This is a genomic window from Geodermatophilus sp. CPCC 205761, assembly GCF_051383655.1.
Taxonomy (GTDB): domain Bacteria; phylum Actinomycetota; class Actinomycetes; order Mycobacteriales; family Geodermatophilaceae; genus Geodermatophilus.
Window position 1 is genome coordinate 1 of sequence record NZ_JALPKQ010000062.1, and the last position, 20,948, is coordinate 20,948.

Genomic DNA, 20,948 nt, shown 5'->3' on the forward strand with positions numbered 1-20,948 from the left:
CCGGCACCGCCCCAGCCGAGAACCGGTCCTGCACCGGGCAAAGGTTGGCAGCCGCGGCACTAGTAGGCTCCGCGTGTCCCGAGGACGGCAGGGCCCGATCGGCGCTGGTCACGCCCACGCGGGCCCATGATCAGGGCCATGGGTGATCGGTTGACGGACTCTCTCGCGGTGGTCGTCGTCAACTTCCGTTCCAGCCATCACCTGGCTGAGTGCCTGCGGACCCTGCCCGGCCGCGAAGTGGTCCGCTGGGTGGTCGTCGTCAACAACAGCCCCTGGGATGAGGCAGATGCCGCGCGTCTGAGGGAACTCGGGGCCGCTGATCCGCGGCTGGTCCTCGTGGACAGCCCCGGGAACGTGGGTTTCGGCGCGGGCGTCAACACCGGCGTCGCTGTGGCGGCCCGCAAGGGGGCTTCGATCGTCTGGATCCTCAATCCGGACGTCCGGGTGGCCTCCGGGGCCACCGAGGAACTGGTCGAGGCCTTGAGGCGTCGGCGACCGGCCATCGTGACGCCACTGATCACCTCGGACTTCAACGGTCAGACACTGATCGCCTTCGCCGGGGGGCGGATCGACCTGCGTACCGGCCGGGTGGAACACGAGCGGTACCGGTCCGGTCTGGACCGGGTCCCGTCGGGGGAACGCCGCACCGACTTCATCACGGGGGCGGCGATGATGCTGGAGGTGTCCACCTTCGCCCAGCTGGGTGGGTTCCGCGAGGATCTGTTCCTGTACTGGGAGGACGTCGACCTTAGCCTCCGCGCGCAACGTCTCGGGATCGACCTGGTGGTCGTCCCCGCAGCCCGGGTCTGGCACCTCCAGGGGGGCAGTGCCGAGAGCCGGTACGACTACGTGCACTACTACACGCAACGGAACCGGATCGTCGTCGCCTGGACGATCGGGCAGCGCGGTCCGCTGCGGCTGGTACTGGGTGAGGGCCTGCCTGAGACGCTGCGACTGATCGCCAGGCCCGTCGTCCGTGATCGAGGTCACCGTGTCCGGAAGACGTGGCGGTCGGTGCGGGGCATCTTCGCGGGGGTGGCGGCTGTGCGGCGGCTCAAGCGCACGGCCGATGGCACGGTGAGCGCGCAGGAGGAGCGCGGCGTCTGCCCGGACGACAGCGCAACCAGGCCGGCATGGGGCCACCACCGAGACGCCTGACAGGGCCTTGGAGCCTCACCGCGGTCCGGGTGGTCACCAGGCCGGGGGCCGCGCGGCGATGAGCACAGCGGCGAGGTCTCCTCGGTCGGTCCACGCCACCGGCCGCCGACGCGAGAGCGTGTCAGCCGGTACGGTCCCGGAGAGGTGATCGCCGTGGACCAGGGGCGGAGCGCTGCTCCCGCCGTCGCGGAGTCGTGCGGGCGTGGCCTGCTGTCGTGCCGAGGATGCTGCGGTCCGGCTGACCGCGGGCTCCTCGGACCACTCGCCGCCGGCCGGCCGCCTGATGCGGGGCGGGCGAGATGAGCGAGCTCCCCTGGACCGAGAGCTCTCGCCGCCGACGCCGACTGCTCCGGCCGGCGTGGCCCCCCGTCCTGCGGCGCCGGCGGCCGTTGAGCGACGTCTGGGGGTTCGACCGGGGGACACCGCTGGACCGCCACTACATCGAGGGGTTCCTGGCCGGCTGTGGGGCGGACGTCCGCGGGCGGGTCCTCGAGGTCCAGGACAGCAGCTACACCGACCGCTTCGGCTCCGAGGTGACCGGACGCGACGTGCTCGACATCGACCCCGCCAACCCCCGCGCCACGATCGTCGCCGACCTCGCCGATCCGACCCGGCTGCCGGGCGGAGCCTTCGACTGCTTCATCCTCACTCAGACGCTCCACCTCGTCTACGACGTCCACGCGGCGATCCGGGGTTGTCACCACGTGCTCCGGCCCGGCGGCGTACTGCTCGTCACCGGACCGGCGGTGAGCCGCGTGCGCAGCGGGGACTACTGGCGCTTCACCCCGTCCGCCATGAGCCGGCTCCTGGAGGAGGCGTTCGGCGAGGTGACGGTCCGCGGCTACGGCAATGTGCTGGCGGCGACCGCATTCCTGTCCGGCATGGCGACCGAGGAGGTCCCGAAGCGGCTCCTGGACGACCACGACGAGCACTTCCCGGTGATCGTCGCGGCCAGGGCGGTGAAGGCGTGATCTCCTTCCGCCTGCCGTGGCCCCGGGGTCCTCGGCCGCGCGCCGTCGTCCTCTGCTACCACCGCGTCGCGGAGACGGATGACGATCCGTACGGCCAGGCTGTCCGGCCGGCGACGTTCGCCGGGCACGTGGAGCTCCTGGCGCGGGAGCACCCTGTCGTGCCGCTCGGCGAGCTGGTCGATGCCGTTCCCCAGCGGGCCTACCGCGACGGCACGGTGGCCATCACCTTCGACGACGGCTACGCGGACAACCTGACCCACGCCCTGCCGATCGCCGCGGGTGTGCCGGTCACCCTCTTCGTGACGGTCGACCCGGTGCGGAACGGCGGTCAGTACTGGTGGGACGGCATCGCCCACCTGGAGCCCGGTCCCCGCGGTGAGCTCCATGCGCGTCTGAAGGGCCTGCCGGACGCGGACCGGAAGAGACAGCTCGTCACCCTGTCCCGAACCGACGACGTCGACCGGGGGCGTCCCCTGACGGTGGACGAGCTGAGCGAGCTCGCCTCCCTGCCCGGCGTGGAGATCGGGGCGCACACGCTCTCCCACCCGTCGTTGGCCCTGCTTCCGGCCGTCGAACAGGAGCGCGAGTTGGCCGGCGCGAGGGCGCAGTTGGAGGAGTTGCTCGATCGGCCGGTGACCCTGCTCGCCTATCCCTTCGGCAAGCCGGGCGACGTCTCCGAGGTGACCGCGAGCCTGGCCCGGCGCGCCGGGTACCGCGCCGCGTTCACGACCGTGCCCACGAGCGTCGTACCGACGTCGCCGCTGTTCGCACTGCCCCGGCTGACCGTCCACGAGTGGCGGGCGGAGACGCTGGCCAGGCGGCTTCGGCAGGTGTTCGGCCGGTGAGCGACGCTGCGCGGGTTCCCTGGACGAACGAGGTGGCCGGGGCGCGCCCTGTCCTCACGTCGACTGCTGCACGACGACTCCACCGATCCGCCAGCCGTGCCACAGGCCGTGCACCGTGCCCAGGAGGACCCGCGTCTCTGCCACCACGGTCTGCGGCCGTCGAGCGCGCAAAATCAGCCGGGCGCGCATGGTGAGCCAGCCCCGGAGGACCGTCAGCGACGACTGGTCGCCGTCGGAGAGCCAGGATCCGACGCAGACGCCCACCCCGAAGCCGTAACTCCAGCGTCGGGCCCGGTGCTCGGACGGGGTCGCTCGCTCGTGGAAGACCAGGAGGTCCGGCTCGAACAGCGCACGGGTCCCGGCGCGCATCAACCGGTGGAACAGGTCGATGTCGTTGCCGGCACGTCCCGGCGTGCCGGTGCCCAGTCGCTCGTCGTTCCCGCCGATCTGGAGGTAGGCCGTCCGGGTCACCGAGAAGTTCCCGCCTGTCCCGATGTCCCAGGGCATGGCATCCGGTGGAAAGGTGACCCGTGCGGTGGACGTGCGTGACGACAGGGGCAGGACCCGATCCCCGCTCGGGGGCAGGGGGAGGACCCGGCCGGTCACCAGGAGCGGACCGGGCGTTCGGGCGTGCTCGGCCGCTGCGACCTCCACCCACCGCGCATCCGGGACGCAGTCGTCGTCGACGATCGCGACGACCGCGCACTCGGCTCGTGCCACGCCTGCGTTCTGACTGGCGGCCAGGCCCCTCCGAGACTGCGTCACATGGACGAGCGGTACCCCCGCAGAGCGGCGCGCGGCGAGGATCGTGGCCGTCGCCCGGACATCGCCCTGATCCACGACCACGACCTCCGAGGGGACTCGCGTCCCGGACAGGATCGCGTCGAGGCAACGCGCCAACTCTCTCGGTCGGCCGAGTGTCGAGATCACCACGCTGACAGGCGCGGAACGGTTGGCCTCCAACCGGGTCACCAGGTCAGGCTGGCAGTCGCGGAGCGGCACGGCAACCAACCCGGCACCGACCCGTGCCGTTGTGCGAGAGGCCCTGACACACTTCGCCGAGTGGTGGCCGAGCGGGCGGTGCGCGATCGGCTGATCCGCGTGAGCCGGCAAGCCGGGCGCTGGGGACAGCGGGTCAGATCGGAGCTGACCCTGCACCGGCACGGCCTGTCGCCCTCCGACGCTCTCCTCCTCCTACCGCAGATGCCCGTGACGGCCGCCGTCCTCGGGCCGGACGCCGGATGGGGTGCCGCCCTGACGCACTGGCGCGTCGCCCGTGCGGCCGCCCCAGCTGCCCAGCTGGTCGTCTCCGCAGGACGGGGATCAGCCGCCGCAGCGCTGCGCCCCCCGATGATCCTGCACGCGGGGACCGATCGGCTCGGACGGTTCCGACGGGCCGGGTACCGGGTGGTCACCTACCGCGTTCGCTGGCTGTCGGGTGACGCCGTCGTCGCGACACCCGATCGGCGATCGCACGCCCTCGCTCGACACACGTGGACGCCGCCGTCCGGCCCGCGGTTCCTGGTGCGCGCCCTGGTGAGTCGAGTCTTCCCCAGTACGCCGGTCACCATCGCCAGCCGGGGCGGTGATGGTCTTCCGGCGGCGATCGCGGCCTCCCGGGAGCTGATGCCCGGTCGCCTCGACCCCGCGCCAGTGGCGGTCGACGTCCGCGACCGCCGGCGTCGGGCGGTCGCCGTGCTCCCGGGAGAGCAGGGGGCTGCTCGCGTGGTGGTCAAGGTGTCTCGGTCACCCGGGGAGGACGACCGTGCAGGGCGCGAGCAGGTCGTGCTCTCGCTCCTCCGGGACACGGGCGTCGCGCCGCGTGCGCTGGGCAGTGGCAGGGCCGGCGGTGTGGCCTGGTCAGCGGAGAGCGCCGTGCGGGGCCGCGCCCTGCGCGACGTCCTGTCGCATCGGCGCGCACCGGTCGAGCTGGTCCTGGGTCGCCTCACTGCGTGTCTCGGCGACATCGCCGCCCGGACCGCGCGTCCCATGGAGTGGGGGACAGCGGTGGGGCCTGGGGACGAGGTCGTCGCGCTCCGCGGTCCGGCCGTCGGCTTGAGGGACCTGCTGGCCGACCTGCAAGGCGTTCCCGCGGTCCTGGTGCACGGCGACCTGGGAGGCGGCCACAACGTCATCGTCGACGCGTCGGCCCGGATCGCGGTGGTGGACTGGGAGACGGCTCGGGAGCGCGGCCTGCCGCTGCTCGACCTGATCGCGGTGGTGTGCGCGACGCTCGCCGGCCGGCGCTCTCGGGACGACCTGCGCGCGCAGGCCGACTTCGTCGTCTCTCTGGCGTCGGGCCGGGGTCCGCAGAGTGCGTGGTTCCTCGGGCAGGTCGCACGCTATGCGGCACGCCTGAGCCTGCCGCGGGACTCGATCGCCCGCCTGGCGCTGCTGGCCTGGGGCCATCAGGCGTCGATGCGACACGTCAGGAACGAGCTCCTCGTGACCGCGGGCATCCCCGCGGCGGAGGGCGCCGGCCTGGGTGAGCTCGTGCTCCCTCGATGGCAGGACCGGATCGGTACCCGTTGGGTGGCGCTGGACGACCACCTGCCGAGCGATCGGGGGCATCCACCAGGGGCTCCGTCGGTGCGGCGGGGAGCGTCAGGTGTACGAGGGCGGTGGTCGGGCAGCCAGGGGCGCGGCCGATGAGGGTGGTCAGCATCGCGCCGTTCATGCCCTTCCGGGGCATCCCGCACGCCGGCGGGGAGCTGTACAGAAGGCACACGGACCTCGTGTCACAGGCTCACGAGTTGACGGTGATCTGCCCGCGGACGCCCGACAACGAATCCGCGCTCGCGCGGGATGGGATGGCCCCGTATCGGCGACTCCTGGTGTCGCCACACCCTCCCGAGCACGGACGTCGCCACCTGCACGCGCTCGTGCGCAGGACGGCACCCTTCCTCGCCGTCGGACCGTTCCTGCGGGCACTGTTCGCGGACGAGGAGGCGCTGGATGTGGTGTGCCGGGCCGACCGCATCGAGCTGCAGTGGTTCGACTCAGTGGCCCTGGCTGCGAGGCTGCGGCGCAGGCTGCCCCACTCGACCCTCGTCGGGGTCTTCCACGACGTCGTCTCGCAGGGCTACGCGCGGACCCTGTCCACCCGGAGAGCCGGGCTCCGCGCCAGGAGCGCGGCACTCGTTCGGCTCCTGCTGGCGATCCTCGTCGAGAGACGCGCCATGAGGGCGCTCGACACCGCTGTGGTCCTCAGTGACAAGGACCGCGCGCTGCTGGCCCGTAGGCGCGGGTCGTCACGGGTCCTGGTCGTCTCGCCGCCGCTCGACGACGACGACATGCCGTCCCGTCCGCGGACCGAGCCGCTGCCCGCTCCGGAGGTGCTCTTCGTCGGGGCACTCTGGCGGATGGAGAACGACGACGCCGCCCGATGGCTGCTGCGCGACATCTGGCCGCGGATACGCCGTGCCGTGCCCGCAGCCCACCTCACGATCGCGGGTCACGGCCCGAGCGACGTTCTGCGACAGGAAGCGGGGCGGCGGGACGACGTCGAGGTGACGGGATACGTGGACTCGCTGGGTCCCTACTACCGGAGGGCGTCCGTGGCCATCGCGCCGCTGCGCCGAGGCGCGGGGGTCAAGCTGAAGAGCGTGGTCGCCATGATGTGGGGGATCCCGGTCGTCGCCACCAGTGTCGGAGCCGAGGGGGTGGCGGGCCCGGACGTGTTCGTCGCGGTCCACGACGATCCCGCCCGGTTCGCCGACGCCGTCACGGAGGCGCTGCGGTTCTCGCAGCGGACTCGCGATGTCGCCGCGAGGGCGTTCGCCTGGTCCCACGACGTCTACTCCGCGGCGGCGTACGCGCGATCGCTCGAACGGCTCTACCCGTGACCGCCGTGACGTGGTCCCGCGGCTCGTTGCCACGCGCCGGTCGGACCCACCCGGCAGGGGAGCCCGGTGCGGTCCGCCGGATCGTCGCCGAGCGATCACCGAGCCACACTCGGCCGTCCGACAGCGCCCCGATGACCTATCGTCCGGGAACCCCCTGCCCCGGCGGGGGCGAGCCGAGCCGACGACGAACGGAGTCCCATGGATCTCCGAGACGTGATCTCCGCACTCCGCGCGTCCTGGTGGTTGCCTGTCCTCGGTGTCGTCCTGCTCGGTAGCGCGGCGCTGGCCGTGAGCCTGAGGCAGACCCCTCTGTACACGTCGTCTGCGCAGTTGTTCGTGTCCACGTCCGAGGCCGCGTCGACCTCGGACTTCCTCCAGGGCAGCCAGTTCTCCGAGGAGCGGATCAGTTCCTACGCCGCGCTCATCACCGGCGAGGCTCTGGCCGGCAGGGTGATCGAGCGGCTCCAGCTCGACAGGGCGCCGTCCGAGCTCAGCAGCCAGATCACTGCGACGCCGGTCCCGGAGACGGTCCTGATCGACGTCACCGTGACCGACCCGTCAGCGGAGCAGGCACAGCGCATCGCAGTGGCGCTCAGCGTCGAGATCTCGAGCTTCGTCAGCGAGCTCGAGACGCCCGCCAACGGCGCGACCTCGCCCGTGCGGATCACGGTGACCGATCGTCCCGAGGTCCCGGGCGCACCGAGTTCGCCGGAGACCTCCCGCAACATCACGCTCGGGGTCCTCGTGGGACTCCTCGCAGGTAGCGGTCTCGCCATCGCGAGAGCTCGGCTCGACCGCTCGGTGAAGGACCCGGCGGAGACGGCCGACCTGGCGGGAGCCCCCGTCCTCGGGTCCATCGTCCGCGACGCGGCCCTCGGCCAGCGGCACGTGGTCGACCGCCGGGGCGGCAACCGAGTGGCCGAGGACTACCGGCGACTGCGCACCAATCTGCAGTTCCTCGACGTCGACGAGCCTCCCCGGACCATCGTGGTCTCGAGTGCTCTCCCGTCGGAGGGCAAGACCACGCTGGTGATCAACCTGGCACTCGCGCTCGTCGACGCCGGGCGCCGGGTCACCATCGTCGAGGCGGACCTGCGCAGACCCAGCGTGGCCCGGTACCTGGGACTGGTGGGCCGTGGCGGACTCGCGAACGTCCTCATGGGGACGGCGACACTGGCCGAGGTGACGCAGGCGTACGGACGAGGGTTGTCCGTGGTGACCGCGGGCTCGCGCCCCCCGACCTCGGGCGAGCTCCTGGCCTCCGGCGAGATGACAGCCCTCCTCGGCCCGCTGGGTGCCGCGAACGACTTCGTGCTCATCGATGCGCCGGCCATCCTCTCGGTGGCGGACGCGTCCGGGCTCGCCCCCACGGTCGACGGCGTCCTGCTCGTCGTCCGTCACGGGAGCACGAGGAAGGACGACGTGGAGTCGGCCGCGCTGACCGTGAGACGCGTGGGCGGCAGGGTCCTCGGCGTGGTCCTCAACGGCGTGCCCCGCCGCGGCGGGACCGCTGACTACGACGACACGGCCGACCCCGGCTACCTGGAGCCCCTGACCGAGGAGGGGCCGCGGGCGACCTCCGCCAAGCCCGTCAACCCGGAGGGTTCACCCGGGGGCCGAGCCGGCCGTCACTGACCGACCCGCCCGACACCTCTGGCGACCGCAGCGGTCCGAACCCGGCATCTGTGCGCACGAGGCACCGGTTCGAACCGATCGGGGACCTATGCTCCGCGGATGGCCATGCGGAAGGGGTCGGTCTCCGGGCTCCTCGTGACGGCAGCGGCACTCGCGAGCACCATCGGACTGCTCACGGCCGTCACGAACATCGTGTGGTTCTACCCCCGGCTGGTCACCACGATGGCCGTCATGGTCGTCGCTCTGCTGGCCACGTTGTTGGTCTGGTCGTTCGTGCCCGCACGGTGGCGGGCACAGGGAGTCGTCCCGGCACTGCTCGCTGCCGTCGGCGCCTACACGGCCATCCGGATCGCCGTCGCCGCAGGCTGGAGCGAGTTCGTCGACCACGACGTGCTGGAGGCGTTGGGAGGCGAGGTCGACGACGTTCCCACGTGGCTGTTCGGAGCCATCGGGGGGATCGGCGTCTTCGTCGCCCTCGGCGTCCTCAGGTGGGTGATCCGGCGCTCCGAAGTCGACGAACCGCTCTGAGAAGACGTGGTCCTCCCACCGCAGGCGGGTGCTCCTCGAAGTGCAGTTGCAGGGGGGCGCCCGCCACCTGCACCTCACACGCGAGGGGAGCCGTCTCGCGACCTCCGGCGATCAGTTCCGCCCACCACGCGTCCGTCGTCAGCATGCAGAGCCTCTCGACACCATCGTGTGTCGAACGCCCGATCACCCGACAGTCGTAGACCTCGAGGACGCCGACGAGCTCGTCGACCGACGTCCAACCATCAGTTCCCGGGGGGTCCGCCGCATGGCGACGTGCCCCTCCGACGTGGGGAGCGCAGCCTCGGTAGTCGGCGATGCGCTTGCCGAGCAGGATGATCAGGTTCTGGGCGGCCTCGGCGACCGAGTCGCTCCCGTGCACCCGGTGTCCATCCCCCGTCCAGCGCCGATAACGGCGGCGCGCGTCGAAGACCGTGGCGTTGTACACGTGCAGTCGGCGGTTCTTCCGCCGGAGCCGGTACCTGGGGTGAGGATCCTCCACGACGACGGTGAGGAACGGTGCGTCACCGCAGTGGAGTTCCTTGTCGGAACCGGGCGGTAGGGCAGCTCCGTACATCCGCGACAGGCTGCGAGCGAAGAACTCTCCGATGGTCCACACCACCTCGACGACATCGAGGACGGTGAAGTGCGCAGCGAGGTCCGCGAGTATCCGGCGTTCTTCCCGGCGGGCCTCGGACCACACCACGAAGACGTGGATCTCGGGTGGCCGCGGGCGGCCGCTCACCGTGTCAGCCCTCGGAACCGGCGCGACCACGCGCGGCCGGTGCATCCCCTGTCACCGGTTCCTCACGGTCGAGCCACGCCTCCCGCCAGTAGGAGTCGGTCTGCCGCTGGCACAGCCCGTGGAAGATCCCCCGACAGACGACGCCGTCCAGGACGAGGCAGCGTCCGGGGAGCTCCAGCATCCGTCCGGTCCACTCGTCGATGATCCGACTCACCACTCGCTGGACCCGGCGGGTCTGACCGCAGTAGGGGACCTGCTCCACGTCGAAGCTCAGCCCACGGTTCCGAGCCGAGCGGTCGAGGGTCGCGCGGATCTCCTCGCGACTCCGGATCCGCACCCGGTCGCCGGGTTGTAGCCCCAGCGTGATCGACGGGGTCTTCTCCAGCCGGCCGTGGACGAAGGGCACGGGAGCGCCACGCCACAGCCGCAGCCATCGGGGCAGGTGGTACCGGCTGATGCCCTGGTAGATGTTGAACTGCGACGGCAGGAAGTACCTGAGCACAGCCCGCAGGCGCACGTTGCCGTTGCGCACGTCGGAGACGTAGTGCCGCAGGTCCCACGGCCGGATCGGAGTCGTGGCGGCGCGCACCTGGGTTGCCTGGCACGACCACAGCTCGTCCCCGTCGGGTGCTGCGCCCGGCGGGTGTACCGCTCGCACGAGGTCCTCCTCCGTGCACCCCGCGCGGTCCCGGGGCGGGGTCGTCGCGAGGGGAACGCCGTGGTGGTCCTGATCGGCCACCGGTCGAAGCCACTCCTCCTTCCAGAAGAACAGGCAGCCGGCCTGGCACCCACCGTGGGCGGACCCGTCACAGCGGAGGCCGGTCAGGTGCACGCTGCCCTCGAGGCGACGGAGGGTGCCGTAGAAGCACGTGGTGTCGGCGCGGCTGGCCACGGTGAAGCGCGATCCGCAATGGGCCAGCATCTCGGGCTGGAACGGCAACCTGTCGACCGTGGCGTCGCGGTCGAGAGTCGCCAGGATCTCCTCAGCCGGCCGGACCTCGACGACGTCCCCCGCCCTCAGTGTCCTGTGTCGACCGATCGGGAGCAGGGACATGGTTGCGACTCCTCAGGGCTGAGACGCTCGTCGCTGGTGGCGCGCAGACTATGACGGCCGACCGGATCTGCGGGGCGGAACGGCCAAGGAGGTCCGGAGGTCTCCACAGTGGCCGATCGTCACGGAGGCCGGCTGCGACGGGTCCTGACCGGCGGGAGGTCAGTGGGCACCGGCCACGACCTGTCCCGCGACCGATGCCCGGCCGGTGAACAACCCCATGGCCTCCGCCCAGCTCGCAACTGCGCGGCTCCTGTCGCCTCGCAGGGCGTAGAGGGCTCCTCGGGCGATGTGCCCCGCGCCCAGGCAGACCGTGATGGCCGCCGCCATCGGGCGAGGGTGGTACTTGTGGAGGTACAGGGACATGGAGCTCCCGCGGAGTCGTCTCATCTCCGCCGCGGGCGCGCCGGATCCTCCGTCCACACCCTCGATGGCCACGTCGGTGCGGAGGCGTTGGCGGAGACCGCGCTCACGGATCTGCCGGCCGAAGGTCATGTCCTCGTTGTAGACGTAGAACGTCTCGTCGAAGCAGCCGAGCTCGAGGAAGGTCTGCCGACGGACCGCCATGCACGCGCCGCACACCCAGTCGACGTCCATGTCGTCGCGGATCCCCGGGTCGCTGTAGATGCCCAGCCGCGGGAAGAGCCGGTGCAGACCGAGGGACTGGACGGTGGCACGGAGCAAGGTCGGCTCCCTGCCGGCCATGCCCCAGAGCGGGCGACCGTCGGACCCCACTACCACGCCGGCGCTGGCGCTGCAGCCCGGGTCGGTGGCGACGTCCTCCACGAGCGCCCGGATGTGCTCCATCGTCGGCCGGGTGTCCGGGTTGACGAACACCAGGAACTCCGCCGTCGAGGTCCGCGCACCGAGGTTGGCGGCGCGGCTGAAGCCGACGCCTCCGCCCTTCAGATACCTCCCGTTGGGGAACCCCGCGATGACGTCAGAGAGTCCGTCCTCGTCGTCGGAGTTGTCGACGAGGACAAGTGGGACGTGCGCGGGGAGGCCCGCGAGCATCTGCTCCACCTGCGCCCGGCTCCGGTAGGCCACCACGACGAGTTCGACGTCGCGATGACCGGTCTCCCGGCTGCTGCGTGCTTCGACCGTTGCCAAGGAGGTGCCTCGTTTCTCGGGACCCACGACCACCGCCGTCGGCCAATGGTCCCGTCATGGCGCTGCGCGTCAACACAGATCGCAGCGGAACCGTCGGTTGGTTCCCGGCTGTGGGCAGCGGGGGTCCTTGACGGTCGGCACGAGGACGGTGAGGCTGTGCCGGCTGTCGGTGGCGCTCACGTCAGGCCACCGGGAGCGTGACTGCGATCTGCAGAGGTGCGACAGACGGGTGGCACGATGGCCACGACGGTCGAGGGGCGGGGACATCCGGGTGGGAACGGCGCTCCGGAGGTGCCTCACGCCGCCGCAGGGGCTCCTGGTGGCGGTGGGCCCTGTCGCCTGTGCGGCCGCGGGCTCACTGATGTGTTCGTGGATCTCGGCATGTCCCCACCGTGCGAGAGCTATCTCACGGCCGACCGCCTGGAGTCGCCTGAGGTCTTCTATCCGCTGCGGGTCTGGATCTGCGCCGCTTGCCTGCTGGTGCAACTACCGTCGCACATCCCGGCGCAGGACATCTTCTCCGACTACGCGTACTTCTCCTCGTACTCCTCCTCGTGGGTGGAACACGCGCGCGCCTTCACGGAGCGCTCGATCCGGCGACTGGGGCTCGGCCGGGACAGCCGCGTGGTCGAGGTCGCCAGCAACGACGGGTACCTCCTCCAGCACTTCCTCGCCCGGGGGATCCCGGTGCTGGGAATCGATCCCGCAGCCAACGTCGCTCGCGTGGCGAGGGACCGGGGGATCCCGACGCGCGTCGCCTTCCTCGGTGAGGCAGAGGGGGCGACGGTGCGCGCCGAGTTCGGTGCGGCAGATCTCGTCGTCGCCAACAACGTGTTCGCGCACGTGCCGGACGTCAGGGACTTCGGCCTCGGCCTGGCCGCACTCCTCGCGGAAGACGGTTGGCTGAGCATCGAGGTGCCCCACCTCATGCGGCTCATGGAGCGGTCCCAGTACGACACGATCTACCACGAGCACTTCTCGTACTACACCCTCCTGACCGCGCAGCGCGTGCTCGCCTCAGCGGGGCTCGCGATCGTGGACGTCGAGGAACTCGACTCGCATGGTGGGTCACTGCGCTACTGGGTTCGTCACGCCGAGCTGGCCGGGGAGCCGTCGGCGGCCGTGGAGGCCGTGCTGGCAGAAGAGCGGCGTCGAGGTCTGCACCGGCTCGACGGTCACCGGGGGTTCGCCTCCGCCGTGGACAAGGTCAAGCGCGATCTGGTGACGTTCCTCGCGACGGCGGCCGAGGAGGGCAAGCGTGTGGTCGGGTACGGCGCACCCGGCAAGGGCAACACGCTGCTGAACCACTGCGGCGTCCGGGCAGACCTGCTCCCATACACCGTGGACCGCAGTCCCCACAAGCAGGGGAAGTTCCTCCCGGGGACGCACATCCCCATCCTGGCGCCGGAGGTCATCGCCGTCGATCGGCCCGACTACGTCCTCCTCCTGCCGTGGAACCTCCGTACCGAGATCACCCACCAGCTCGCCCACGTGCGCGAGTGGGGCGGACGGTTCGTGGTGCCGATCCCCACGCTGGCGGTCATCTGAGGCACAGGGCCGACCGAGGTCGCCACCGGCCGTCCCGCGGTCACCGCTCCGTACGGGGCATCGATCCGTCGAGCGGCGCGGAGGAGGCCCGCAGGAGGCTCCCGACCGGACGCCATCGACCCCCGGACCGCTCGACGCCGGGGATGCCGGCGCGAACCTCCTCGAGGAGGTCGGGGAGGAAGAGGAGCACCTCGTCCGGGCGGGCCGCCGCCAACTCCGCGGGGCTGATCACGGGGATCCCGGTGCCGGGAACCAGCCGACCGTGCTTCGCCGGTGACGCGTCTGCGATCCCCGGGAGCAGGTCGGGGCCCACTCCGGCTGCGATCAGCAGCGGGACGGCGCGGGATGCCGCGCCATAACCCAGGACCTCCCGGCCGGCTGCGGCCTGCCCTTCCAGATGACCGCGGAGGGCGGCGACTCCCGCGCGGACCCCCCCGGCCAGGGCGGAGAGGGCGGCCCGGGAGACGTCCGGCACCTGGCGCACCGGCTCGCCCCCGAGCGCGCCCCGACGTGCCGCCAGCAGGCGGGTTCCGCCATAGAGGTGGTGCAGGGACGAGGCCACGACGGCCAGGCCGCACTCCGCGAGCTGGCGGGCGGCCACTGCTGTCGAGGGATAGGCGTGGTGGCCGTGGCGGACCGCGTACCACTGCCCCTGGGAGACCACGGTCTCCAAGGGCGGGAAGACGAGGACGAGCAGGCCCCCCGGGGCCAGCGCAGCGACCCGGCGGTGCAGACCTGCCCGTTGGTCTTCCTCGTGCATGAGGCCGAAGACGTCCACGACGGTTTCGGCGGGACGGTCGTCGTCCTCGACCGCGCGCAGGCCCCGGTCGGCCAGCGGACCTGCCCAGCTCCCACCGTGGGGACTGCCGAACTCCCGCACGGTCGACCCGGGGGACACCAGGCCCCGCTCGAGCACCCATGCCACCGACTGGCGGGCGTGCGCAGCCAGCGCCGCGGGCTCCACGGCTCGGGGTTCCCGCGGCGCCGGCGAGCGGTCGGGCAGCTGGACGAGGCCGCATCTGTCGCACGCCCACAGTCGCAGGGGATGAGCCATGACCGGCGGGTCGTCGGGGAGGGGGAAGTCGTCGCAGGCCGGCTGGAGTCCGAGATCCAGCACCACGTCGCCGGACGCTGATCCGCACCAACGGCAGGTCGGAGGGGACGTCACCGGACGCTCTCCCGCGGGAGACTGCTGCCGTGCTGATCGAGCGTTCCCCGCTCAACGACGTCGTGTGCTTCGTCCCCGAGACCCGGCACGAGGACGAGCGGGGGTGGTTCGCCCGGACCTTCGACGTGGCGGTGGCCGAGCGCGCGGGGGTGGACGCGCGCAGCTTTCAGCAGGACAGCCAGTCGCGGTCGCGTCAGGGCGTGGTCCGCGGGATGCACGGCCGGGCAGGCATCGGCGAGGCCAAGCTGGTTCGATCTGCGCGCGGAGCGGTGCTGGATGTCCTCGTCGACGCCCGTCCGTCGTCGCCCACGTTCGGCCAGATCGCGTCCTTCCGCCTGGACGACGAGGCGGGGCGGCACCTCTACGTCCCCCCGGGGTTCCTGCACGGGTTCCAGGTGCTCACACCGGAGGCCGACGTCTGCTACCGCATCGACCGGGAACACGACCCCTCGGAGGACCTCGCCGTCCGCTACGACGACCCGGACCTGGCTCTCCCGTGGCCGCTGCCGGTGACAGTGGTCTCCGCCCGCGACGCGGCCGCCGGCAGCTGGCGTGACCTGGTCGAGCGGCTGGTCGGCGGCTCCGGTCGCTGAGCCGGACGCGCTCAGCGCCACCGCATGTCCTCGGTGAGCCGGCCCTGCTCGTGCAGGGCCTCCAGCCAGACCAGCCGCGTGAACCGCTCACGCAGCATCGACCGGGTCAACCCGTACTTGCGGTAGGCCTCGGTGAGCTCACGCGCGCCCGCCAGCGTCGTCCAGGTCGGCGTGAACGCGGGGACCGCGCGGGCGATGCGGCCGAAGTCGACGCGGTAGGAGCGCGGGTCGCCGCCGAACTCGCCGGTGATCCGCACCGTGCTGCCGGGAACGGCCTCGGCGACCACCTCGGCGATCTCCGCCACCTGCCGGTTCTCGCTGTCCATGCCGACGTTGAAGGCCTGGTCGTGGACCGCCTCGCGGGGTGCCTCCAGGCAGGCGAGGAAGGCGTCCCCGATGTCCCTGGCATGCACGAGCGGCCGCCACGGCGTGCCGTCTGACTTCACGACGATCTCGCCGTCGAGGACGGCGGAGGCGACGAGGTCGTTGAGGACGATGTCGGCCCTCAGCCGCGGAGAGAAGCCGAACGCCGTGGCGTTGCGCAGTGACACCGGCTCGAAGTCGGCGTCCGCCAGCTCGTGGAGATCCGACTCCACCCGGACCTTGCTCTCGGCGTACGGGGTGACGGGCGCCAGCGGCGCGGTCTCGTCGAGGGCCTCGTCGGTGCCGGCCGCCCCGTAGACGCTGCAGGTCGACGCGTAGAGGAACCGGCGGACGCCCGCGTCCCGGGCCAGACGCGCCAGGCGCGTGCTGGCGGCGTGGTTGATCTCGTAGGTGACCTCGGGGGCCAGGCTCCCGAGGGGGTCGTTGGACAGGGCAGCGAGATGGCAGACGGCGTCGAAGCCGGTCACGTCCTCGACGGTGACGTCCCGGAGGTCCTTCCGGAGGAGCGGCGGCCGCGGCGGCTCCGGCCCCAGCGTCGCCCCCACGAACAGGCCGCTGTCCAAGCCCACCACGTCGTGGCCCGCACCGACCATGACCTCTGCCATCACGGTGCCGAGGTAACCCTCGCTGCCGGTGATCAGGACGCGCACGGGACCTCCCGGTCGTGGCGATCCGCAGGGGGGAGCCCCACGACGATCTTGTCGCACCAGTAGGCCTCGGCATACCTCTGGTGGCACTCGACGCCGCGCAGGCGCATGAGCCCGAGGAACGTCTCTCGGTCGAACCAGTCGCGCATCCGCTGGGACGGGTAGTGGCCGGCCAGCAGCTCGACCTTGCGCTCGGCGACCTCGGCGGTCACGGGCAGGTGCACGGCCGGGCGACCGAGATCACCGTCCCACTTGGGGATCTCGTAACCGAGCACCAAGTGGTCCCGGAATACCGTCGGAGTGAGCTCGGCCACCAGCCGGTGGTCCTGGTGGAGATCCTGTCGGGAGGGGCTCAGGACGAGGTCGGCTCCGCCGGCGGCTCGTGACCGTGCCCCCGCGGTCTCGAGGGCCTCTTTGACCGCGTCCCAGTGCGCGGGCAGCCGGCCGTCGGGGAGGGCGAGCACGGTCACCTCGAGCTCGAGGCCGGCACCGAACGCCTCGAGCGACGCCTGGGCCTCGGCCTCTCGGTCGGGTGTCGAGGACAGCACGAGGACCTGGAGTCGGGCGCCGGGACAGGACTCGGCGAGCTGCAGGAGCAGCGCGCCGGCGCCGATCTCCACGTCGTCGCAGTGGGCCCCGAGCGCCACCACGACCGGTGGACTGCCGTCCTCACGGGTGAGCAGGGTCAGGCCGCCCACCTCAGGTCGCCGGCGCCGGCGCGCGGGTGGGATCGCTCTCCCACACCATCCACGGACGATCGCCCTGGGAGAAGAGCGCCTCCAGGTTGTTCCGCTCCTTGATGGTGTCCGTGGGGTGCCAGAAGCCGGTGTAGCGGTAGGAGAGCAGCTGCCCCCGGCCGGCGAGCGAGGTGCAGGCGTCGCCGACCAGGTCGCCGCCCTTGGGGATGTGGTCGAACACGCCTTGCCGCAGCACGAAGAAGCCCCCGTTGACCCACAGGTCCAGGTCGCCGGCGGCGCGGATGTGCCGGATGCGACCGCGATCGTCGATGTCGACGCAGTGGAAGGAGGGGTCCGGCCGAGCCGCGAGGAGGCTCGCCGTGGCGTCGCTGTCCCGGAATCGGTCGATCATGATCGGCAGAGGCGCGTCGGTGAGGACGTCGGAGTAGTTGGCCAGGAACACGTCCTCGTCCGCCACCAGGTGCCGGACCCGGCGCAGCCGTTCGCCGATCGCGGAGTCCACGCCGGTGTCGACGAAGTGGATGGTCCAGTGGGCGATGTCGGTGGACAGTAGGTCGATCCGCCGGCCGCCCTCGCGGAGCACGAAGTCGTTGCTGGCGGTCTCGCGGTAGTTGAGGAAGTAGTCCTTGATGTGGTGCGCGCCGTAGCCGAGGCAGAGGATGAACTCGTCGTGGCCGAAGTGGGCGTAGTAGCGCATCACGTGCCAGATCAGGGGGCGGTGGCCCACCATGATCATCGGCTTCGGGACCTCTGTCGTCCCATCCCGCATCCGCAGGCCGTAACCGCCACAGAACAACACGACCTTCATCGACCGGACCCCTTCTGACCGGTTCCTGGTCGGAGAGACCAGGAGGGATGCGAGCACCGCGCGAGCGGGTCCGGCCACGGGGAGGACCGGCACACCGGACGCCGTCGGCCGAGTCCCCCGCGGGCGCGGCTGCGGCGTGCTGGGCGATCGTGGACTCTCCCCGCTGGGCTGACGCGCCTGGTTTCCTCGAACCCTGCTTCGGCCACGGTGCAGTCCCCTCGTCGGCGCAGCAGCGAGTCGACGTGCCCGGGGTCGACGTGCCCCGGGTCGGTGGCGGCCGGGACGTCGGCGGCGCGTACCAGACTGTGGAGACCGGTGCCGACCCGGTCAACCACTCCGGGAACGCCCGCAGCACCAATCGTCGACATGCTGACCGTGGCTCCACCCATCGTCGCGCTGCGCACCTTGATGGTGACTCGCCGAGCAGGTGCGGGAGGCACGGGGGATCCGACCGCGGAGCGGGCCGGGGGATGCGCACACGGTGCGCAAGAGACGGCCTGGGGCAACCTGGGACCGGTCAGGGCGGCACGTCCGGGGTCTGCGGGCGACACGGTGGTCAACCCGGTGGTCGGCCCTGGGACGACCGGCTCCCACGGCGCGACCTGCGGGGCCGCGCCCGCGCTCGGCAGAGTCGATCCAGGACGTCGAGGACGATCGTTGCGGTCCGGGCGGGTGAGAAGCGTTCCCGGAGATGGGCCTCGCCCTCGGCTGCTTGCCGGGCGAGCTGTGAGGGGTCTGCGAGATGGGCGGTGATCGCTTCTGCCACGGCTGGGACGGACTCCGGTTCGACCAGCCGGCCGTACTTCCCCCCGCCGAGGATCATGCTCGGGCCGCCCCCGTCGCAGTCCGTCGCGATCGTCGGGACCCCGAGCGCCAGCGCCTCGAGGAGCACCTGCGGAACACCCTCCACCCGAGCGCAGTGCACGAAGGCCGTCGCGCCTGCTATCTCCGGCAACGAGTTCGGGACGTGTCCGGCGAAGGTGACGGCGTCCGAGAGCCCGAGATCGTGGACGAGGCGCTGGAGTTCCGGACCTTCCTCGCCCTGCCCGATGATGGTCAGTCGCACGTCGCGGCCACTGCTCCGCACCACGGCGAGAGCGCGGATCAGGAGGTCGAACCCCTTGCGGTGGAACAGCTCCCCACACGCCACCAGGGAGTCCGCCGTGCGTGCTGTGCCGCCGGTCCCGGCGACCGACCCGAGTCGCCGAACGGCATCGACGTCGATCCCGGTCGGGGCGACCGTGATCCTGCTCGGTTCGACGCCCATCCTGGCCGCGGACTCCGCTCCGGCAGACGAGACGCACAGGACGGCGTCGGCGCGGACGAGGCAATGGCGCCACAGGGGACGGTCCCGCTGCCTGAGGTGGATGTCGTGCGAGCGCTCCGGGATGTTCTGGACGTAGACGGCGAAGGGGCGACGGAGCAGTCGGGCCATCGCGTAGGACCACGGCAGCGCCAGCCCGACCTCACTGACCGCCAAGACGGCGTCCGCCGACGCCACCGCGCGCACCGAGCGCACGAGCGCTCTCGGTATCCCGTTGCGGAACCGCCGGACGACCGTGTCACCGTAGGTCAGGGATGTGCCCGCCGGCGGCATGAGCGGTGGCCTCCCGTCGATGCCGGCCTTGAGCGAGAGGTAGCCGACGGACCAGCCTGCGTCGAGCCACAGCCCGGCGAGCTTGTGCACCCACCGGAGGCCACCGTTGTCGGTGAGTGTGTCGACGACGATGAGGACGGAGCGGGGGCGCGGCATCTCACTCTCCTGGGTCGGACTCGGCGCGCGCCACGTCCTCGGCCATCTGGCGAGCGACGACCACGAGACGCACCCACGCGAAACCGGAGTTGAGCAGGTGGGCGAGGGCGATGCCGACGGCCGCGCCCAGTGTGCCTCCGGCGAGCACACCGCCGACGCCGCCGGCGAGGTAGGCCGGAGCCGCCAGGAGCTGGAGCCGGAAGAGCACCTTGGGCCGCCTGGCCGCGTGGACCCCACAGGTGGCCCCGAGGCCGGCCGCCGACAGAAGAAGACCCAACACCGTCGGCACGAGGATGGCATCGACGCCGGTCCAGGTGGCGCCCAGGAGCTGCCGACCGACCGCGTCGGGCATGACCAGCAACAGCGTGCACCACACCGCGGCAAGGGCGACCACGGCACCCGAGATCCCCACGCCGACCCGGACGAGGCGCCGCCCGACGATCCAGGGCCGACGAGCCAGTTCGGGGATCGCGAAGGCCATGCCGCTCATGACGAGGATCCCGACCGGGCCGGTGAGGACCTGGGCGCCGCGCAGCGCCCCGATCACCGACAGCCCGCCGAGGGCCGCCACCAGGACCAGCATCAACTGCGTGCTCCCGTTGATGGCCACGTACTCGGTGACGAAGTACCGGCTCAGGTCCCAGTGGGCTCTCAGCCACGTCCATGCAGCTCGAGGCGATGGAAGGTAGCCTGCTCGTGCCGCGCCCATGACTGCCGCCAGCCATCCGCTCAGGCCCCAGGCGAGCAGGTAGGCAACTGCCGACTTCTGATCCGTCACGGATGCCACGAGAAGGAGGGTGACCTGCGCGATGGCCCAGGTGGCGTCGATCGCGGCCGTGGTCCTCGGGCGCGCCTGGGCGAGGAAGACCATCCGCCAGGCGTCCTGCAGTAGCAGACCGGGCAGGAGCGCGGCTGAGGTCACCAGCGTGGGACCGACCGTGCCCCCGAGCGCGGTGCCGGTCACGACCAGTGCGCCGGCCGGTGGAAGCGCGGTCATGATCGCCGCTCCGGTCGATTGCCGCGCCGCCCGGACGAAGTCGTCCGGTTCAGCGTCGCTGAACCGGACCGCCAGAGGTTGGCTGACCAGCACCCGCGAGACGGTGACCAGATAGCCGTAGAGGGTGAACACGAGCGCGAAGGCGCCGAACTCCGCGGCGCTGACCTGTCGGGCGACGAGGACTCCGAGGGCGAAGTTGGACAGGCTGGCGATGACCTGATCGGCGGTGCTCCAGCCGGCACGCCGGGCCAGCGCGGCGGCACCCGCGTACCGCGAGCGACGCCGGACCTCGCGTGCCTCGACGGGGGGGTCCTCCACCGGCCGGCCTCAACGACCGGAGCTGCGGTCATGGCGCGCAGCCGTCGAGCGACCCGTCACGCGTCGGCACGGGGTCGTGGTCCGGCCGGTGGCGGCGACGACCGGGACCTCGACACGGGGGCGACTGCCGCACCGGCCGCCTGCCATTG

19 protein-coding genes are annotated in these 20,948 nt (G+C 71.7%); 9 read left to right on the plus strand and 10 right to left on the minus strand.

Annotation, left to right across the window (positions count from 1 at the left end; genetic code table 11):
- Positions 1–168: 168 nt before the first annotated feature.
- From MY526_RS24385 to MY526_RS24395, 3 genes are all read left to right on the plus strand, one after another.
- The gene (locus tag MY526_RS24385) at positions 169–1,158 is read left to right on the plus strand and encodes a glycosyltransferase (RefSeq protein ID WP_436705250.1); all 990 of its coding nucleotides are present in this window, start codon (positions 169–171) and stop codon (positions 1,156–1,158) included.
- A gap of 389 nt (positions 1,159–1,547) precedes the next feature.
- Positions 1,548–2,129 carry a class I SAM-dependent methyltransferase gene (locus MY526_RS24390; RefSeq protein WP_436705251.1) on the plus strand — a complete coding sequence of 194 codons (582 nt, stop codon included), beginning with the start codon at positions 1,548–1,550 and terminating at the stop codon, positions 2,127–2,129.
- Positions 2,126–2,974, plus strand: a complete 849-nt coding sequence (locus MY526_RS24395) for a polysaccharide deacetylase family protein (protein WP_436705252.1) — start codon at positions 2,126–2,128, stop codon at positions 2,972–2,974. The genes MY526_RS24390 and MY526_RS24395 overlap by 4 nt, the downstream gene beginning before the upstream one ends.
- A gap of 54 nt (positions 2,975–3,028) precedes the next feature.
- Here the strand turns inward: MY526_RS24395 and MY526_RS24400 are convergent, their stop codons facing one another.
- Complete coding sequence (locus tag MY526_RS24400) at positions 3,029–4,138, minus strand: glycosyltransferase family 2 protein (RefSeq protein ID WP_436705253.1); 1,110 nt, start codon at positions 4,136–4,138, stop codon at positions 3,029–3,031.
- A gap of 243 nt (positions 4,139–4,381) precedes the next feature.
- Between MY526_RS24400 and MY526_RS24405 the strand changes: the two genes are divergently transcribed.
- The 4 genes from MY526_RS24405 to MY526_RS24420 all read left to right on the plus strand — a co-directional run bounded on the left by MY526_RS24405 (position 4,382) and on the right by MY526_RS24420 (position 8,982).
- Entirely contained in the window at positions 4,382–5,626 is a 1,245-nt protein-coding gene (locus MY526_RS24405) for a phosphotransferase (RefSeq protein WP_436705254.1), read from the plus strand.
- Between the two features lie 230 nt (positions 5,627–5,856).
- The gene (locus tag MY526_RS24410) at positions 5,857–6,819 is read left to right on the plus strand and encodes a glycosyltransferase (RefSeq protein WP_436705255.1); all 963 of its coding nucleotides are present in this window, start codon (positions 5,857–5,859) and stop codon (positions 6,817–6,819) included.
- Positions 6,820–7,017: 198 nt separating this feature from the next.
- Complete coding sequence (locus MY526_RS24415; protein WP_436705256.1) at positions 7,018–8,454, plus strand: polysaccharide biosynthesis tyrosine autokinase; 1,437 nt, start codon at positions 7,018–7,020, stop codon at positions 8,452–8,454.
- A 99-nt stretch (positions 8,455–8,553) separates the two neighbouring features.
- Positions 8,554–8,982 carry a hypothetical protein gene (locus MY526_RS24420; RefSeq protein ID WP_436705257.1) on the plus strand — a complete coding sequence of 143 codons (429 nt, stop codon included), beginning with the start codon at positions 8,554–8,556 and terminating at the stop codon, positions 8,980–8,982.
- On the opposite strand, the gene MY526_RS24425 is transcribed toward MY526_RS24420, so the two are convergent.
- The 3 genes from MY526_RS24425 to MY526_RS24435 all read right to left on the minus strand — a co-directional run bounded on the left by MY526_RS24425 (position 8,939) and on the right by MY526_RS24435 (position 11,885).
- On the minus strand, positions 8,939–9,754 hold the full coding sequence (locus MY526_RS24425; protein WP_436705258.1) for a hypothetical protein: 816 nt from the start codon (positions 9,752–9,754) through the stop codon (positions 8,939–8,941). The genes MY526_RS24420 and MY526_RS24425 overlap by 44 nt on opposite strands.
- Entirely contained in the window at positions 9,729–10,778 is a 1,050-nt protein-coding gene (locus MY526_RS24430) for a hypothetical protein (protein WP_436705259.1), read from the minus strand. Before MY526_RS24430 ends, MY526_RS24425 begins: the two co-directional genes overlap by 26 nt.
- 159 nt (positions 10,779–10,937) lie before the next feature.
- Positions 10,938–11,885, minus strand: coding sequence for a glycosyltransferase family 2 protein (locus tag MY526_RS24435; RefSeq protein WP_436705260.1), 948 nt, complete (start codon positions 11,883–11,885; stop codon positions 10,938–10,940).
- Positions 11,886–12,176: 291 nt separating this feature from the next.
- On the opposite strand from MY526_RS24435, the gene MY526_RS24440 reads away from it, so the two are divergent.
- Positions 12,177–13,433 (plus strand): methyltransferase domain-containing protein, encoded by a 1,257-nt coding sequence (locus MY526_RS24440; protein ID WP_436705261.1) that lies wholly within the window; start codon positions 12,177–12,179, stop codon positions 13,431–13,433.
- A gap of 40 nt (positions 13,434–13,473) precedes the next feature.
- Here the strand turns inward: MY526_RS24440 and MY526_RS24445 are convergent, their stop codons facing one another.
- A complete protein-coding gene (locus MY526_RS24445; protein WP_436705262.1) occupies positions 13,474–14,601 on the minus strand; it encodes a class I SAM-dependent methyltransferase in 1,128 nt (375 codons plus the stop codon).
- Between the two features lie 29 nt (positions 14,602–14,630).
- Between MY526_RS24445 and MY526_RS24450 the strand changes: the two genes are divergently transcribed.
- Positions 14,631–15,194 carry a dTDP-4-dehydrorhamnose 3,5-epimerase family protein gene (locus tag MY526_RS24450; RefSeq protein WP_436705263.1) on the plus strand — a complete coding sequence of 188 codons (564 nt, stop codon included), beginning with the start codon at positions 14,631–14,633 and terminating at the stop codon, positions 15,192–15,194.
- 11 nt (positions 15,195–15,205) lie between these two features.
- Here the strand turns inward: MY526_RS24450 and MY526_RS24455 are convergent, their stop codons facing one another.
- From MY526_RS24455 to MY526_RS24475, 5 genes are all read right to left on the minus strand, one after another.
- Positions 15,206–16,228 carry an NAD-dependent epimerase/dehydratase family protein gene (locus MY526_RS24455; protein WP_436705264.1) on the minus strand — a complete coding sequence of 341 codons (1,023 nt, stop codon included), beginning with the start codon at positions 16,226–16,228 and terminating at the stop codon, positions 15,206–15,208.
- Positions 16,216–16,923 (minus strand): PIG-L deacetylase family protein, encoded by a 708-nt coding sequence (locus tag MY526_RS24460; RefSeq protein ID WP_436705265.1) that lies wholly within the window; start codon positions 16,921–16,923, stop codon positions 16,216–16,218. The genes MY526_RS24455 and MY526_RS24460 overlap by 13 nt, the downstream gene beginning before the upstream one ends.
- Before the next feature lies 1 nt (position 16,924).
- Positions 16,925–17,731 (minus strand): sugar phosphate nucleotidyltransferase, encoded by an 807-nt coding sequence (locus tag MY526_RS24465; RefSeq protein ID WP_436705266.1) that lies wholly within the window; start codon positions 17,729–17,731, stop codon positions 16,925–16,927.
- Between the two features lie 556 nt (positions 17,732–18,287).
- Positions 18,288–19,484, minus strand: coding sequence for a glycosyltransferase (locus MY526_RS24470; RefSeq protein ID WP_436705267.1), 1,197 nt, complete (start codon positions 19,482–19,484; stop codon positions 18,288–18,290).
- A 1-nt stretch (position 19,485) separates the two neighbouring features.
- A complete protein-coding gene (locus MY526_RS24475; protein ID WP_436705268.1) occupies positions 19,486–20,799 on the minus strand; it encodes a hypothetical protein in 1,314 nt (437 codons plus the stop codon).
- Positions 20,800–20,948 lie beyond the last annotated feature (149 nt).

Excerpts from the sequence above, each read along its gene's own strand:
- MY526_RS24415 (WP_436705256.1), top strand. The coding sequence starts at position 7,018 with ATGGATCTCCGAGACGTGATCTCCGCACTCCGCGCGTCCTGGTGGTTG.
- MY526_RS24420 (WP_436705257.1), top strand. The coding sequence starts at position 8,554 with ATGGCCATGCGGAAGGGGTCGGTCTCCGGGCTCCTCGTGACGGCAGCG.
- MY526_RS24430 (WP_436705259.1), bottom strand. The coding sequence starts at position 10,778 with ATGTCCCTGCTCCCGATCGGTCGACACAGGACACTGAGGGCGGGGGAC.
- MY526_RS24465 (WP_436705266.1), bottom strand. The coding sequence starts at position 17,731 with ATGAAGGTCGTGTTGTTCTGTGGCGGTTACGGCCTGCGGATGCGGGAT.
- MY526_RS24470 (WP_436705267.1), bottom strand. The coding sequence starts at position 19,484 with ATGCCGCGCCCCCGCTCCGTCCTCATCGTCGTCGACACACTCACCGAC.